This window comes from Paraburkholderia domus, assembly GCF_905220705.1.
Taxonomy (GTDB): domain Bacteria; phylum Pseudomonadota; class Gammaproteobacteria; order Burkholderiales; family Burkholderiaceae; genus Paraburkholderia; species Paraburkholderia domus.
This window is the reverse complement of sequence record NZ_CAJNAT010000046.1, coordinates 11,120-25,652: the sequence shown is the minus strand read 5'-3', so window position 1 is coordinate 25,652 and position 14,533 is coordinate 11,120. Positions and strand designations below refer to the sequence as shown.

At 65.0% G+C, this 14,533-nt stretch carries 13 protein-coding genes; all 13 read right to left on the bottom strand.

Going from position 1 to position 14,533, the window contains the following annotated elements; translation table 11 throughout:
- Positions 1-51 precede the first annotated feature (51 nt).
- On the bottom strand, positions 52-1,233 hold the full coding sequence (locus tag KHO31_RS36810; protein WP_211625755.1) for an acyl-CoA dehydrogenase family protein: 1,182 nt from the start codon (positions 1,231-1,233) through the stop codon (positions 52-54).
- A complete protein-coding gene (locus tag KHO31_RS36805; protein ID WP_211625753.1) occupies positions 1,230-2,048 on the bottom strand; it encodes an enoyl-CoA hydratase family protein in 819 nt (272 codons plus the stop codon). Before KHO31_RS36805 ends, KHO31_RS36810 begins: the two co-directional genes overlap by 4 nt.
- A gap of 113 nt (positions 2,049-2,161) precedes the next feature.
- The gene (locus tag KHO31_RS36800) at positions 2,162-3,244 is read right to left on the bottom strand and encodes an NAD(P)H-dependent flavin oxidoreductase (protein WP_201073488.1); all 1,083 of its coding nucleotides are present in this window, start codon (positions 3,242-3,244) and stop codon (positions 2,162-2,164) included.
- Positions 3,241-4,152, bottom strand: coding sequence for an enoyl-CoA hydratase (locus tag KHO31_RS36795; protein ID WP_236071692.1), 912 nt, complete (start codon positions 4,150-4,152; stop codon positions 3,241-3,243). The genes KHO31_RS36800 and KHO31_RS36795 overlap by 4 nt, the downstream gene beginning before the upstream one ends.
- An 8-nt stretch (positions 4,153-4,160) precedes the next feature.
- Positions 4,161-4,958, bottom strand: coding sequence for a CoA-transferase subunit beta (locus KHO31_RS36790; RefSeq protein WP_211625751.1), 798 nt, complete (start codon positions 4,956-4,958; stop codon positions 4,161-4,163).
- 10 nt (positions 4,959-4,968) lie between these two features.
- Positions 4,969-5,853 (bottom strand): CoA transferase subunit A, encoded by an 885-nt coding sequence (locus tag KHO31_RS36785; RefSeq protein WP_211625749.1) that lies wholly within the window; start codon positions 5,851-5,853, stop codon positions 4,969-4,971.
- A gap of 85 nt (positions 5,854-5,938) precedes the next feature.
- A complete protein-coding gene (locus tag KHO31_RS36780) occupies positions 5,939-6,835 on the bottom strand; it encodes a VOC family protein (protein WP_211625747.1) in 897 nt (298 codons plus the stop codon).
- A gap of 76 nt (positions 6,836-6,911) precedes the next feature.
- On the bottom strand, positions 6,912-8,555 hold the full coding sequence (locus tag KHO31_RS36775) for a FadD3 family acyl-CoA ligase (protein ID WP_211625745.1): 1,644 nt from the start codon (positions 8,553-8,555) through the stop codon (positions 6,912-6,914).
- A 67-nt stretch (positions 8,556-8,622) separates the two neighbouring features.
- Positions 8,623-9,732, bottom strand: a complete 1,110-nt coding sequence (locus tag KHO31_RS36770; protein WP_211625743.1) for a ferredoxin--NADP reductase — start codon at positions 9,730-9,732, stop codon at positions 8,623-8,625.
- Between the two features lie 11 nt (positions 9,733-9,743).
- On the bottom strand, positions 9,744-10,508 hold the full coding sequence (locus tag KHO31_RS36765; protein WP_201073501.1) for a glucose 1-dehydrogenase: 765 nt from the start codon (positions 10,506-10,508) through the stop codon (positions 9,744-9,746).
- A gap of 19 nt (positions 10,509-10,527) precedes the next feature.
- Positions 10,528-12,225 (bottom strand): FAD-binding protein, encoded by a 1,698-nt coding sequence (locus tag KHO31_RS36760; RefSeq protein ID WP_211625740.1) that lies wholly within the window; start codon positions 12,223-12,225, stop codon positions 10,528-10,530.
- A gap of 15 nt (positions 12,226-12,240) precedes the next feature.
- The gene (locus KHO31_RS36755) at positions 12,241-12,759 is read right to left on the bottom strand and encodes a flavin reductase family protein (protein WP_211625738.1); all 519 of its coding nucleotides are present in this window, start codon (positions 12,757-12,759) and stop codon (positions 12,241-12,243) included.
- The gene (locus KHO31_RS36750; RefSeq protein ID WP_201073504.1) at positions 12,756-14,531 is read right to left on the bottom strand and encodes an FAD-dependent oxidoreductase; all 1,776 of its coding nucleotides are present in this window, start codon (positions 14,529-14,531) and stop codon (positions 12,756-12,758) included. Before KHO31_RS36750 ends, KHO31_RS36755 begins: the two co-directional genes overlap by 4 nt.
- Positions 14,532-14,533 lie beyond the last annotated feature (2 nt).

Sequence of the window (14,533 nt, the reverse complement as noted above, 5' to 3'; positions counted from 1 at the left end):
CAATCCTTTAAGCGTCTGAATGCGGGCTGCATACTGATTGCAGCCCCGGCATCACGAGCGCGGCATTCCCAGCATCCGTTCCGCGACGATGTTGCGCTGGATCTCGTTGGTGCCGGCATAGATCGGCCCGGCCTGCGCGAACAGGAAGCCATCGAGCCAGTTGCCAAGCGCCGCGTGTTGCTCCTGCGTTTGCGGCACGACCTCGGCGCGCGCGCCGAGAATGTCGAGCGCGGTCTGGTGCATGCGCAGATCAAGTTCGGACCAGAACACCTTGTTGGTACTCGACTCCGCACCGATGTGGCCGCCCTTCTGCAAACGGCTCGCGGTGGTGTAAGTGGAGAGCGCGTAGGCCTGCGCATCCATCCACGCGCCGATCACCCGGTCGCGCAAGGTCGGATCGCGGTCGGCTTGCGCGCGGTGCGCGAGATAAAGTGCGCGCAACGCTTCGGCGGTGCGTTGAAAACGCGCCGGCGAACGCAGCATCAGGCCGCGTTCGAACCCTGCCGTTGCCATGGCAACCTGCCAGCCCATGCCTTCGCCGGCGAGACGGTTCTCGACCGGCACACGCACCTCGTCGAAGAAAATTTCCGCGAAGCCGGTGTGGCCGTTCAACTGACGGATCGGCCGCACCGTGATGCCGGGCGTCGAGAGCGGCACCATCAGGAAGGTCAGGCCGTGATGGCGAGTGGATTGCGGATCGCTGCGAAAGAGGCCGAACAACCAGTCGGCCCACACCGCGCGAGTCGACCAGATTTTCTGGCCGTTCAGGATGTATTCGCCGCCCTTGCCCTCATCGGTACGGATCGCACTCGCGCGGATCGCGGCCATGTCGGAGCCTGCGTTGGGCTCAGACCAACCTTGCGCCCATACGTGTTCGCCTGCCGCCATCGCCGGCAGAAAGCGGGCCTTTTGCTCTTCCGTTCCGAAGTCCATCAAGGTCGGGCCGAGCAGGAAGATGCCGTTCTGATTCACGCGCATCGGTGCATCGGCGCGCCAGTATTCTTCTTCGAAGATCAGCCACTCGATCAGATCGCAGCCGCGTCCACCCAGTTCGCGCGGCCACGTCACCATGCTCCAGCGGCCCGAATGCAGCGTGCGCTCCCATTCCCGGTGTGCGGCAAAACCCGCTTCGGTATCGAAGCTCGGCAGCGGTTCGCGCGGCACGTGGGCCGCGAGCCAGCTGCGAATCTCGGCGCGAAACGCGCGTTGCGCCGGCGTGTAGTCGAGCTTCATACGCGCGCTCCGGCTTTGTGTTCGGCATCATCCGCGCCATTGAACTGCGCGTCGCGCTTCTCGACGAAGGCCGAGCGTGCTTCCGCCGAATCGTTCGTCATATACGCCTGCAAGGTGAAGCCCTGCTCCCAGCGGTATTTGTCTTCGAGGTCGCCGTCTTCCACGCCGTTGAGCGCTTCCTTGGCGAGTTGCAGCATCGCAGGGCTTTTCGCGGCAATCTTGCGAGCGATCTCGAACGCCGCCTCACGCAGCTGTTCGCGCGGCACCACGCGCTCGACCGCGCCGAGCCGGTAAGCTTCAGCGGCGTCCACCATGTCGCCTGTGAAATACATCGCGCGTACTTTCTGCACGCCGAACATACGCTGCAGATGCGCGCCGCCGCCCATCGCGCCGCGATCGATCTCGGGCACGCCGAAGCGCGCGCAATCGGAAGCGACGATGACGTCCGCCGCGCCGCAAATACCGATGCCGCCGCCCAGCACGAAACCATGCACCGCGACGATCACCGGCTTCGGATTGCGGTGCACCGCGCGAAAGGTCGCGTAGTTGCCTGCGTTCACCGCGACGATCCGTTCGGGATGCGCCGCCAGCTCCTTGATATCGACGCCCGCGCAGAAGCCGCGGCCTGCGCCGCGCAGCACGATCACATGCACGCTGTCGTCGCGGCCGAGCGTGTCGATTGCGTCCGCCAGCGCTTGCCAGCCGCGTGCGTCGAGTGCATTGACCGGCGGCTGGTCGATCACCAGTTCGCCGATGCCGCCTTCTCGTTCAATTCTGAACGGCAGCGAGCGAACGCTATTGAGGGGTTCTGTCATGTCTCCGTCCCTGTTGAATGTTGTGGATTTGTTTTAGTGGGTCACGCGCTGGCTCACACGTGGCCTCGTGCAGTGGTGCATACGATGGATCGTGCGTGGCGTCATGGGTCGATTCACGCGTGAGCCGGCGCGCCGCGCATCGCCGCCAGCGCATCGAGCCGCGCCACGGCTTCGTCGACGATGCGTGCGATCAGGATCTCGCACGGCTCGATCGCGCCGATCACGGCGGCGACCTGGCCGCTCGGCAATACGCCTTCGTCCGGCTCACCGTCGACGATGGCGCGCTGGATCAGAAACGGTGCGTTCGCGGCCATCAGCGTCTGGCTCGCGGTGTAGCTGTGATCGCGTAAGGCCTTGAAGCCGAGCGCGGCCATCTGGCTCAGGCTCATGCCGCTCTGGCGGCGCCATGCTTCCGCGGTGCGCAGCGCGAAAAGCGTGCGGCGCAACGGGCCGAATGCTTCGAGGCGCAGCAGATAAGGGTTGTCGATCATTCGCTGCGGCAGGCCGTCCAACGCCGCGGACACGCGGATTTGCGAAGGATCGTTGACCGCCACGTAGCGCGCGAGCGTCGAGCGCGGCACCGGCGACTCTTCGGCCATCAGAAAACGCGTGCCCATCGCGATGCCTGCCGCGCCGTAGCCGAGCGCCGCCGCGAGACCGCGGCCGTCGAAGAAGCCGCCTGCTGCGATCACCGGCACGTTCACTGCATCCAGCACTTTAGGCAGCAGCAGCGTGGTCGGCATCGAGCCGGTGTGACCACCGCCTTCGGCACCCTGCACGGTGACGGCATCGGCGCCCAGTTCCACCGCTTTGGCTGCGTGCTTCGGTGCACCCACGGTGGGAATGCACATCACACCGGCGTCCTTGAAGCGGCGGATCGTCTTCGCGTCCGGTCCCCGGCCGTAGCTCACTGCACGCAACCGGTGCTTGATCGCCAGATCGACCACCTGTGCCGCGTTCGGCTGGAACATATGGAAGTTGATACCGAACGGTTTGTCCGTCAGCTCCTTCACGCGGAGGATTTCCGCCTCCACGCGTTCGGCCTCGAGCGTCGCGCCGGCCAGAAAGCCGAAACCACCCGCATTACAGGTCGCGGCGACGAGCTTCGCGTCGGCGACCCAACCCATCGCCGTCTGCACGATCGGATAGCGGCAGCCGAGCAGATCGCACAAGGGCGTATGCAGGGTGGCGCTCATGCGGCTTCTCCGTCGGCCTTGGCATCGCTGACGGCAGCGGTGACAGCGGCGGCAGTGGAGCTGGGCCGCTGCGACTCGGCCATCTTGCGGGCGTCATAACCACCCAGCTTGTCGCCGCTCACCAGTTCGTTGTGCGCATGCGCGAAGTGGTGCCATGCAAACGCCGCATCCATCGCCGCACGCTTGCCTTGTAGCTCTTCAACGTGATTCACCGCCTGCTTGGTCAGCGTCAATCCGAGGCGCGGCATGCGCGCGATCTTCGCGGCGATTTCCGTCGTGGCATCCTGCAGGCGCTCGCGCGGTACGACCCGATTGACCATGCCCATCTGATACGCGCGCGCCGCGTCCATCCGCTCGCCGAGAAACAGAAACTCCTTGGCGATACGCGGATTCAGTTCATACGCATGCGCGAAATACTCGACGCCTGGAATGCCCATGCGTACCACTGGATCGGAGAAGAACGCGTCGTCCGAGGCGACGATCAGGTCGCACACCCACGCCAGCATCAGCCCGCCTGCCACACACGCGCCCTGCACCATCGCGATGGTCGGCTTGGGCAGATCGCGCCAACGGCGGCACATGCCGAGATACACCTCCTGTTCGCGGGCGTACAGGAACTCGCCGCCTTCCTTGCCGACATGGTCGTACCAGAGCGAAGTGCGCTCGAACGACTGGTCGATGTCGCGGCCCGGCGTGCCGATGTCGTGGCCCGCGGAGAAATGCTTGCCCGCACCGGCCAGGACGATGACTTTGACCGCATCGTCGTTCGACGCACGCTTGAACGCCGCGTCTAGCGCATACGTCATCTTCGAGTTCTGCGCGTTGTGATACTCGGGGCGGTTCATCGTGATCGTGGCAATGCCGTCGCTCACGCTGTATTCGACGACGCTTTCGTGGGTGGCTTGCATGATGTCCCTCACACGCGACGCGGCGCGGGGTTATTGCGCACGACGCTCGCACGCAGGTTGTGCGGATCGAGCGCACGCACGATGCGCAGATCGTCCACGCTGGGCGGCGGCGTAACCTGCATCTCCGGATGCGCACGCAATTCGAAACCGGTCGCCTCCTGCACTTCGTCGAAGCTCACACCAGGATGCAGCGAGCGCACCTGAACGGCATGATTCGCACCGCCGAAGTCCATCACGCACAGATCGGTGATCACGCTGCGCAGATCGGTAAACGCGCGCATGCCGGGGATTTCGCGCGCCGGGTTGTAGCCCACGCTGCACACCATGTCGACTTCACCGCCCACGAACGCACGCTTGCTGTGACCGGAGACAAAGAACGAGTTCGCGTGATTGATGCTGTTGCCCGGGAAACCGCGCGCGCCGAGCAACTGCGTTTTCGGGCGGGCGTAATCGTCACCGAGCCAGGAGATGTTGGCCTGGCCGAAGCGGTCGATCTGCGTGGGCATCACCAACGCGTGACGCTTGCCATGCCACACACAATCGAACACGCGTTCATAGGTCATCAAGCCGGATGCCTGCACGCGATAGCCCGCTTCACGCGGTCCGAGTGGTACCGGGCTTTCGACCAGATAGGCTTCGCCATCGGTGAGCATCAGACCCGCGTTGTACGCGAGGCGCGCAAGACCTGCAGCGAGGCGCGGACCCGTGCCAATGCCGGTTGCCAGTACTTCGCCGTCATCACGCCAGACGCGTGCCGCCGCGGCGATCATCAATTCGGCGAGGGAATAATCGAGAGAGTCGCTCATTTGCGCTCCATTACAGGATCGGCAACGGCAACGCCGCTACATGGGACCGGCCGCCTGCGCGTTGCAGATAGCCAGGTTCGTCGGCGCCTACTACGTCACTCAGGTAAGCGGCTGTTTGTTGCGGATCTTCCGCACTCGCGCAATACGCCTTCAGTTGCGGCAAATCCCAGCCGTAAGCCGGCGCGCACGAAGTGGGATGCGCGCCGCACGGTGCGTGCACCACGCCGCTCACGAGCGATCGTTCGAAGGTGTTACGGCGCGCGAGATCGAGGTCGTCGCTCGCCAGCGTGTCGACCAGCGTCTCGCTGCTGACGAAGCACTGCTTCGCCGCGCGTGCGAACCATGCGTCGAAGAAAGGATCCGGACCGTCGATACGCGTATTGCCCATCCGGTCCGCGGCGTTCACGTGCAGCAGCGCGGCGTCGAGTTCGAGCGCCGGCATCGCCAGCAGCGTCTCGCCGCCGTAGGGCGATTGCACGGTGCGCAGGTGCGGTGCGTGTTTCAGCAGATCGGTGCCGAGACCCACGCGCGTCGGCAAGAACGGCAGACGTGCCGCCGCTGCGCGCAGGCCGAGTTGCAGCAGACCTTCGTCGAGTTCCCACACGTCGAGCGTGCCCTGTTCACGTGCCCGGCGAAAATGCGGTTCGAGCGGAATCACGTCGAGCGACACGAAGCCGAAGACCAGCTTGCGGACCTTGCCTGCCGCGCACAGCAGCCCGACGTCAGGGCCGCCATACGCGACCACGGTGAGGTCCTTCAGATTCGAGCGGACGATCTCGCGCACGAGTGCCATCGGCTTGCGGCGTGGACCCCAGCCGCCGATGCCGATCATCATGCCGTCGGCGAGTTGCGCGATGGCATCGCGTGCGCTGAGTGTTTTATCGAGTGGTTTCATGCATTATTCCTGCGTGTTTCTTGCGGTTTCCTGCGGGTTTCTTAGGCGTTTCCGGCAGGTTTCCTGCGGGCGTGCTGATTAAGGTCTAGCGGAATCCAACGCTGAAGTCGTGGCCCCACAGGCTCACGCGCGTCGCCTCGTAGACGCTGTGCTGCGCCCAGTCGACCGTCAGGCCGCCATAGCCGTACTCCAGGTCGAAGCCACCGGGCGTCTTCATGTAGAACGAGATCATGTGGTCGTTGCAATGACGCCCGAGCGTGGCGGAGAGCTTCACGCCTTGCGACGCGACCCGGTCGAGCGCGCGGCCCACTTCATCCATCGAGTCCACCTCGGCCATCACGTGGATGCAGCCGGACGGCACCGGGAGGTCCATGATCGCGAGGCTGTGATGACGCGCGTTTTTGCAGTGCAGAAAATGGATGCGTTTCTCGGGTTCGGCGGGGTCGTCGGTGAAACGCACGCGGAAGATGTCGGAGAGTTCGAAGCCGAGCACGTCGCGCAGGAACGCATCGGTCGCGTCGAATTGCGGTGCGGGCAGCACGGCGTGGCCGAGGCCCATCGCGCCGGTGACGAAACCGGATACGCCGAGCGGCGAAACGAAGCGCCTGAAATCGGCACGCACGCCCCAGAAAAACTCGTGGCGGTTGCCGGAGGGATCGGTGCACCACACCATCGCCTGCACGCGGCGCAGCGCGGCCTCTTGCGCGCTGGCACGGATGGGTTCCACGCCGGCCTGCTCAAGGGTGCGGATCGCGTCGTCGAACGCGGCCGCATCGGCCAGCTCCCAACCCGACGCGAAGTAGCGATCGGCGTCGCCGGGCACGATCAGGTAGCGGAAATCGCGCTCGTCCATCTTCACGTACAGCGCGCCGTCCGTGGCGTCCTGCGCCTGCATGCCCAGCACGTTTTCCGCGTAGCCGCGCCATGTGCCGACATCCGCCGACTGCACGACAACGTAGCCTAAAGCCCGTACATCGATCATCTCCGACTCCTCCAGAACCTGTTGTTGTCAGGCTTATTCTGGCGGTCCCGGGGGCGGCCAACATCGTCTGTTGGGACTAGCTTGCAGCGGTGTTTTCAGCGGCTTTTTCGGTGTTTTCGACAGCGTCGCGCAAGCGGTATTTGAGCACCTTGCCGGCCGCGCTGACGGGCAACTGATCGACCAGCGTGAGATGCCGTGGCACCTTGTAGTTCGCCATGTTCTTGCGCGCCCAGTCGGTCAGATCTTCCGGGCGCGCGTGCTCGCCCGAACGCAGTACGACATACGCGTGCCCCACTTCGCCGAGCCGTTCGTCGGGTACGCCCACCAGCGCCACCTGCGCCACTGCCGGATGCGCGCTGAACAGCCGCTCGATCTCCGCCGGATAGCAATTGAAACCGCCGACGATGAACATGTCCTTGATACGGTCGGTGATGCGCAGATAGCCGCGTTCGTCGAGCGTGCCGAGATCGCCCGTGTGCAGCCAGCCTTCGCCATCGATCGTCTCGAAGGCGGTGTCCTGCTGGCCGAAATAGCCTTGCATCACGTTGTAGCCGCGAATCAGGACTTCCCCTGTTTCGCCCATGGCAACCGTATCGCCGCTGCTGTCAGCGATGCGTATCTCCACGCCGGGCATCGCGCGGCCCGACGTGTTAGCGATGGTCTCGGCGTCGTCGCCGCTGCGGCACAGCGCGGCAAAACCGCATGACTCTGTCAGGCCATAACCCGTCAGCACAGTCTCGAAACCCAGTTGCGCACGCATTCGTTCGATCAGACTCGGCGCGATCGCAGCAGCGCCGGTCACCGCGACCCGCAATGACGACAGATCGCGCGTGGCCAGATCCGGCATGTCGAGTAACGCGTGATACAGCGTCGGCGGCCCGGGCAATACGGAGACGCGATCGCGCACGATGCGCTCCAGCACGCGCTCCGGGTTAAACACCAGATGCGGCAAGACGGTCGCGCCGCTCGCAAACGCCGCAAGCCAGCCGGCCTTGTAGCCGAACGCATGAAAGAACGGATTGACGATCAGATAGCGATCGCTTTCGCGCAGCGTCGCGATCTGCGCCCAATCGTGAACCGCGCGCAGGTTCTGGCCGTGCGTCGTCATCACGCCCTTCGGGCGGCCTGTCGTGCCGGACGTGAACATGATGTCCATCAGCGTGTCGGGACGCACCGCCGCCTCGCGAGCGCGGAACAATTCCATCGAGGTGCCTGCCGCGCGCAGCAGGAATGCCTCCCAGGTCTCGTCGCGAGTGTCGCGAGTGTCATGCGTGTCGCGGTCGTCGCTCGCGTCCGCGGCCGGGCCGTCGAACACCACCACTCGTTCAAGCGTCGCAGGACGGTGTGCTGCCAGCATGGCCGGATACGAATCGCCGAGGAAGGTGCCGCAGCAGAACAGCAGCCGCGCGCCGCTATCCTCGAGAATCGCTGCAGCTTCCAGACCTTTCATGCGGGTATTGATGGGCACCAGCGCCGCGCCCGCGCTGTGAATCGCAAGCGCCGCCACGATCCATTCGGCGATGTTCGGTGCCCAGATCGCGACACGCTCGCCCGGCTGAATGTCGCAGCTCATCAAGGCGCGCGCCGCTTCGATCCGCGCCGCGTCCAGTTGCGCATAGCTCAGGTTGCCCTGGACGGTTTCGATCGCAGTGCGCGTGCCGAAGCGCGCGGCGCCGCGCGCGATCAGTGCGGGCGTCGTCAGGATGTGGTTGAGCGTCATGATGAATTCGATGGATGGGGTTCGCGGCAAACGCAACACGCGAGAACCGCGCGTGCGAACCGCGAACCTAGTCGGGGAAAACCACGCGCAGCGTCGCGCTGGCAGGAGTTGCACTACAGGCGAGCGTCCAGCCGTCGGTGAGATCGGCCGCATCGAGCACGTGGTTGGCGTTCAGCTTCACGCTGCCGGCCTCGACCCGGCACATGCAGGCGCCGCACAAACCACTGCGGCACGAGTTCGGCGCCGGCACGTCGGCGCGCAGCATCGCGTCGAGCAGGGTTTCACCGGTTTCGCAGTTGAAGGTGAACGTGTTGCCGTCGAGCACGGTTTCGATTGCGGCGTTGGCGACGGAGGCCGTCTGGGGCGGTTCGGAGCCTGAGTGCGGGTCGGGCAGTTCCGGCGCGACGGGGGCGACGCGCGCTGCGGGCATGCCGGTCGCGCCGGCCACAGCAGACGTAGCCGGCAAATCCGGCAGCGAAGCAAACCGCTCCACATGCACCTTCGCTCGCGGCAAACCCAGCGCCAGCATCGCGGCTAACGCGTTCTCCATGAACAGCGCCGGCCCGCAGATGAAGCATTCCTGCATGCTCCACGGCCGCGCCAGTTCTTCCAGATGACGTTGCTGCGGAATGCCCTGCACGCTGTCGAGCCAGTGAATCACGCGCAATCTTCCCGCGTGCCGCTGCCCGAGTTGCCGGAGTTCTTCGCTGAAAATCACCGACTGCGCGTCCCGATTCGCGTAGATCAGCGTCAGCATGCCGCGCCCGTTCACCAGCGCGGATTTGAGAATCGACAGCACAGGTGTGATCCCACTGCCACCCGCGAACAGGAGCAGGTCGCCGTCGAGCGAGCGCGGCGTGAACACGCCCGCGGGCGCCATCACGTCGAGCTCGTCGCCGGGCTGAATGCTGTCGCACATCCAGTTCGACACGCGCCCATCGCGTACCCGCTTGACCGTGATCTTCGGCGCACGGTCGATGCCCGGCGCGCTCGAGAGCGAATAACAGCGCTGCACGGTAGCATCCGCGCACGGCACCTTGAGCGTGAGAAACTGCCCCGGGCGATAGCTAAATGCATCGTGCAGCGCCTGCGGCAGATCGAACACGAAAGAGCGCGCATCGGCGCTCTCCGCGATCACGTCCGCCACTTTGAGCCGGTGAAAACGCGAATCGGCCATGGCGTGCGAACTCAGGCGATGCCCATGATCATCTGCGCATTGTCGATCCGATACTCGCTGCCATTGATAAAGCGAGATTCATCGGACGCAAGGAACAGCACCAGATTCGCGATGTCTTCCGGCAAACACATGCGAGCGTGCGGATCGACCGACTGCGTGAGCGCGTCGCGCGTCTCCTCGGCCGCGCCGAAAAACGGCGCAGTCATCGGCGTGAGAATGCCGTCCGGGTGAATCGTGTTGCAGCGGACCTTGTAGCCCTGCTGCTTGCAGTGCGCGGCGATCGCACGCGTCATCGCCGTCACCGCGCCCTTGCTGGCCGAATAGGCGCAGAACATACCGAGTCCACCCAGCGCCGCCACCGACGACATGTTGACGATCGAACCGCCCTTCTCTTTCATCGCCTTGACCGCCGCGCGGCAACCGAGAAAATAGCCTTCGGCATTGATGCGCAGCACGCGTTGCCATTGTTCGAGCGTGGTGTCTTCAATGTTGCCGAGCAACAGCACTGCGGCGTTATTGACCAGCACATCCGGCGTGCCGAAGGTCGTTTGCGCCGCGCCGAACACGTCGTTCCAGCCTGTTTCGGACGAGATGTCGTGACGCACGAACAGCGCGGCATCGCCGATCTGCGCGGCCACTTCGCGACCGGCTTCCTCGTTGACGTCGGTGAGCACGACACGCGCGCCTTCACGGGCGAACAGCAACGCGTCCTGTTTGCCGACGCCACTCGCAGCGCCCGTCACGACGGCGATCTTGCCTTTGAGTCTGTCTCCCATCTTCGTTCTCTCTTCAGTGTCAGTCAGTTTCAGTCAGGGAATGGGCGGTGTTCGCGAGAACCACGCCCGCTGCGGCCCGGCCGGCCTGGCGGCCGGACCATATACAGTCCGCGAGCGAGAGGCCGCTCACGTAGTGATTCGATGCCAGGCCGCACGCGGCCCGGCCGGCGGCGAACAAGCCTTCGATCGGTGCACCGTCCGAAGACAGCACCGCGTTGCTGGTCTCGTCGACCCGCAAGCCGCCGAGCGTGATCGACGGGCACGGGAAGACGCGGCTGTCCGATGAAATATCGATCGCGTAGTAAGGCCCGACCATAAGCGGCTGCAACATGGCGGCGGATTTGCCGAACGCACGGTCGATGCCGTTCAGCGCACCCAGGTTGTAGGCGTTGATGGTTCTCTCAAGCACCGCCGGATCGCTGCCGATGCGTGCGGCCAGATCGGCCAGCGACCAGGCACGCTTGCGGCCTGCCACCATCAACAGCATTGCGGGCACGCTCTGGAACGCCCACAGCTTGCCGCACAAACATTCCTTGAGCGCGAGCCTCACGAGACGTGCATCGAGAATCAGCCACGCGTGCCCTTCGCGCGTTTCGCACATCGCGTGGCCGAGCGCCGCGCCATAGACTTCCTCGTTGCAAAAGCGCTCGCCGCGGCGATCCACGACGCAGCCTTGCGCCCACGTATAGGGCGGATTGATGAAGCGCCAGGCGGACACGCGTTCGAGCCGCTCTGCCACACCGCCGGCAGACAGGCCGAGCCGGATGCCGGAGCCATCGCAACCGGTGGTGCCGAGACGCCAGTTCGACAGATAACGCGGCGCGTAATGCGCCACCATCGATCGATTGAAGATGAAACCGCCGGTGCTCAACACCACCGCATCGGCCTTGATCGTGATGAGCCGGCCCTCGCGCTGCTCGAGGCGATAGAGCGCGGCGCGCAACCGGTCGGCCTGCGCCGGCATGCCGTTATGCAGGCGCTCCGCCCAACGCGCGAGCCGCCTGTGGCTGCGTTGTGCCCGGCCCGGCGCCACTTGCCAGACCTGAGCGCCGATCACGCGCCCGTCGCGGTCGGTGACGAGGCGACGTACGCTTGCATGGCACATCGTGTCGATGAACGGTTGCGCATCCACTGCGCGCCGCAGCGTGTCGTACAGCGCGCGGCCCGACATGCCGTCGCCGACCACCCGATGCCCACGCGGTGCCGGGGCATGTTCGCGCACGGCGTCGCCCACTGCTTCGTTGCCCGAGTAGTAAAGGTAATAGCGGTTCTGCGGATACGACGTCTTGCGCGGTGGCACCGACGCGGCAAAGCGCACGCCGAGGCGTTCGAGCCAGCGCAGCATATCGACGCTGCCCGCGCAAAAGCGTTTGAGCGTCGCCGCTGACACTGCGTCGCCCACTTCCTGCTGCAGATACGCAAACATGGCCTCGGGCGTGTCGCTGTAGCCCGCTTCGGTTTGATAGCGCGTGCCACCGCCCGCGTAGACCACGCCGCCACTTTTCGCGCTCGCGCCGCCGCCCTCGAAACGCTCGACAATCCGCACTTTCGCGCCTGCCGCCGCCGCTTCCAGCGCGGCACACGCGCCTGCCGCACCGAAGCCCGCGACCAGCACGTCGCATACGTCGTCCCAACGCACGCAGGCGGGATCGTCGACGACGAGCGGCGTTTCGACCGGCGTGGCCGATCCCTGCTCTGCGGACGAAGGGCTTGGCATCACGCGCGAGCCCGATCAGGCCGCTGCACAGCGCACGGGCGCCGAAGCAGTCGTATAGACACCATCCACATACACCAGCGGATCGACCTCGCCGCTGATCAGCACCTGCTCGACGCGGCCGATAAAGATCGCATGCGTGCCGTAATCGAAGCGGCCGTCCTGCGTGCAGATCAGACTCGCCTGCGCATCGTGCAGATAGGGCACGCCGTGATCCGATGTCTGCCAGTTGCCGGTCGTGAAGCGTTCTTCGCCTTTGAGACGTCCGCTGCAATCGATCGCAATATGCTGATGCTGCGCCGAGAGCACGTTCACGCAAAATGCCACACCCTTGTCGAGCGGCGGAAAAATCGACGACGTGCGGTTAATGCAGATCAGCAGCGATGGCGGTTCGGTCGAGAGCGAATCGACCGCGGTGGCCGACATCGAATAGCGCCGTTCGCCGTCGCTGCAACTGATGACCGCGACCGAGCGCGCGAGGCGGCGCATCGCCAGCAGCATATCGCTGCGCAATGGGTGAGAAGTGAGATCGGTCATGACGTGACTCCACGAAGTTCGCTGCCTGCAGCGCGTGATGTTTCTGAAGTGCGGCCCTCGCCGTCGCGATCATCGTTGGCGTCGGCGAGATGATTCGCGGCGATGTAGCCGAAGGTCATGGCAGGGCCGAGCGTCGAACCCGCGCCCGGATAGCTCGCCCCCATCATCGACGCACTGGTGTTGCCGATCGCGTAGAGCCCCCCAATCGGCGTGCCGTCGGCGTGCAGCACACGAGCGCGGGCATCGGTCAGGAGGCCGCCTTTGGTGCCGATGTCGCCCGCGTCGATACGCACGGCGTAGAACGGTCCGGTTCCAATCGGCGCGAGGCACGGATTCGGCTTGACGCTGGGGTCGCCGTAGTAGGTGTCGAAGACGTTGCCGCCTTTGGCGAATTCTTCGTCGATACCCGTCGCGGCGTAGCGATTCATCTTCGCCACGGTATCGCGCAAGCCCTGGGCGTCGACGCCGATCTGTGCGGCCAGCGCATCGAGCGAATCGGCCTTGTAGAGCAGCGAACGAAACGCCGCGGGGATGCGGGTGTCCGGCATCATCGCGGCGGGCATGATCGGTCCACACGGATATTTTTTGCGGAATTGCGCGTCGAACACCATCCACGCCGGCACGCACGCACCGGTTTTCGCATGGTCGCGATACATCGCCGGCACGAATTCCGAATACGGCGCAGCCTCGTTGACGAAGCGCTTGCCGAGTCCATTGACGACCACGCAACCCGGCAGATTGCGTTCGACGAACAGCGCACGCTGCTTTTCCTCACGATCGACGTGAACGGTCGGCGCGCCCCACACGTGTTCCATCAACGCAATCTGCGCCCCCAGTTTCAGGCCGACCGCAATCGCATCGCCGGTATTGTTCGGTGGCGTCGCGCTCCATTGCGCTTGCGTGGGACGCGGCAGATAGCGCTCGCGCATCGCCTGATTGCGTTCGAAACCGCCAGCCGCCAGAATCACGCCGCGCTTGGCGAGCACACGCACGATCTCCCCGCCGCGCTCCACCACGACGCCCGTGACACGGCCGTCTGATTCGAGCAACTCGCTCATCGGTGCGTTGAGCCACAACGGAATGTCTCGATCGAGCAAAGCCCGGCGCAGGCCACCTGCCAACGCGTTGCCCAGCGTCAGGCGCCGATCGCGCCGCGAGCGGCTGCGTGCGCGCAGATCGAACCAGTAGCGGCCGAATTGCTTCAGCGCGAGTCCGATATAGCCCGGCGCTTTCGATAGCAGTATGTGAGCCTCTTTCGAGGTCACCGCCACTCGCCCACCGACCAGCGTGCCGGGTGAAGGCAGGCGCAAGCGAGCGAACTCTTCGCCGAGCGACGCGCCGTCCACCGGCAAGGGATCGAGCGCGCGGTAACCCGGCATCGAGCCGGGCAGGTCCTGAAAGTAGTCCGCGTACTTCGGCAACGACTCATAGCGCACCGGCGTATTCGCTTCGACATAGCGCAGCATTTCCGGCGCGGTGTCGAGGTAGGCGTCGATCCGTTCGGTCGCGGTCACGCCCTTGGTGCAGGCGTCGATGTAGGTTCGGGCGGCCTCGCGCGTATCCGTGACGCCCAGTTCGGCGATATGGTGGTTGCACGGAATCCAGATGCCACCGCCCGACACCGCCGAGGTCCCGCCATACACGTCGCTCTTTTCGAGCACGACCACAGACAGGCCGCGGTCGGCCGCGCGGCAGGCGGCCAGCATGCCGCCCGCGCCGGAGCCCACCACCACGACGTCGAACACATGCGTCTGCGTTTGCTGTTCGCTCATGG

What these genes read in the sequence shown, in the direction of transcription:
- KHO31_RS36810 (WP_211625755.1), bottom strand. Translation starts at nt 1,233, where the DNA reads ATGAAGCTCGACTACACGCCGGCGCAACGCGCGTTTCGCGCCGAGATT.
- KHO31_RS36785 (WP_211625749.1), bottom strand. Translation starts at nt 5,853, where the DNA reads ATGAAACCACTCGATAAAACACTCAGCGCACGCGATGCCATCGCGCAA.
- KHO31_RS36760 (WP_211625740.1), bottom strand. Translation starts at nt 12,225, where the DNA reads ATGCCAAGCCCTTCGTCCGCAGAGCAGGGATCGGCCACGCCGGTCGAA.
- KHO31_RS36775 (WP_211625745.1), bottom strand. Translation starts at nt 8,555, where the DNA reads ATGACGCTCAACCACATCCTGACGACGCCCGCACTGATCGCGCGCGGC.
- KHO31_RS36765 (WP_201073501.1), bottom strand. Translation starts at nt 10,508, where the DNA reads ATGGGAGACAGACTCAAAGGCAAGATCGCCGTCGTGACGGGCGCTGCG.
- KHO31_RS36790 (WP_211625751.1), bottom strand. Translation starts at nt 4,958, where the DNA reads ATGAGCGACTCTCTCGATTATTCCCTCGCCGAATTGATGATCGCCGCG.
- KHO31_RS36780 (WP_211625747.1), bottom strand. Translation starts at nt 6,835, where the DNA reads ATGATCGATGTACGGGCTTTAGGCTACGTTGTCGTGCAGTCGGCGGAT.
- KHO31_RS36755 (WP_211625738.1), bottom strand. Translation starts at nt 12,759, where the DNA reads ATGACCGATCTCACTTCTCACCCATTGCGCAGCGATATGCTGCTGGCG.
- KHO31_RS36750 (WP_201073504.1), bottom strand. Translation starts at nt 14,531, where the DNA reads ATGAGCGAACAGCAAACGCAGACGCATGTGTTCGACGTCGTGGTGGTG.
- KHO31_RS36800 (WP_201073488.1), bottom strand. Translation starts at nt 3,244, where the DNA reads ATGAGCGCCACCCTGCATACGCCCTTGTGCGATCTGCTCGGCTGCCGC.
- KHO31_RS36795 (WP_236071692.1), bottom strand. Translation starts at nt 4,152, where the DNA reads ATGCAAGCCACCCACGAAAGCGTCGTCGAATACAGCGTGAGCGACGGC.
- KHO31_RS36770 (WP_211625743.1), bottom strand. Translation starts at nt 9,732, where the DNA reads ATGGCCGATTCGCGTTTTCACCGGCTCAAAGTGGCGGACGTGATCGCG.
- KHO31_RS36805 (WP_211625753.1), bottom strand. Translation starts at nt 2,048, where the DNA reads ATGACAGAACCCCTCAATAGCGTTCGCTCGCTGCCGTTCAGAATTGAA.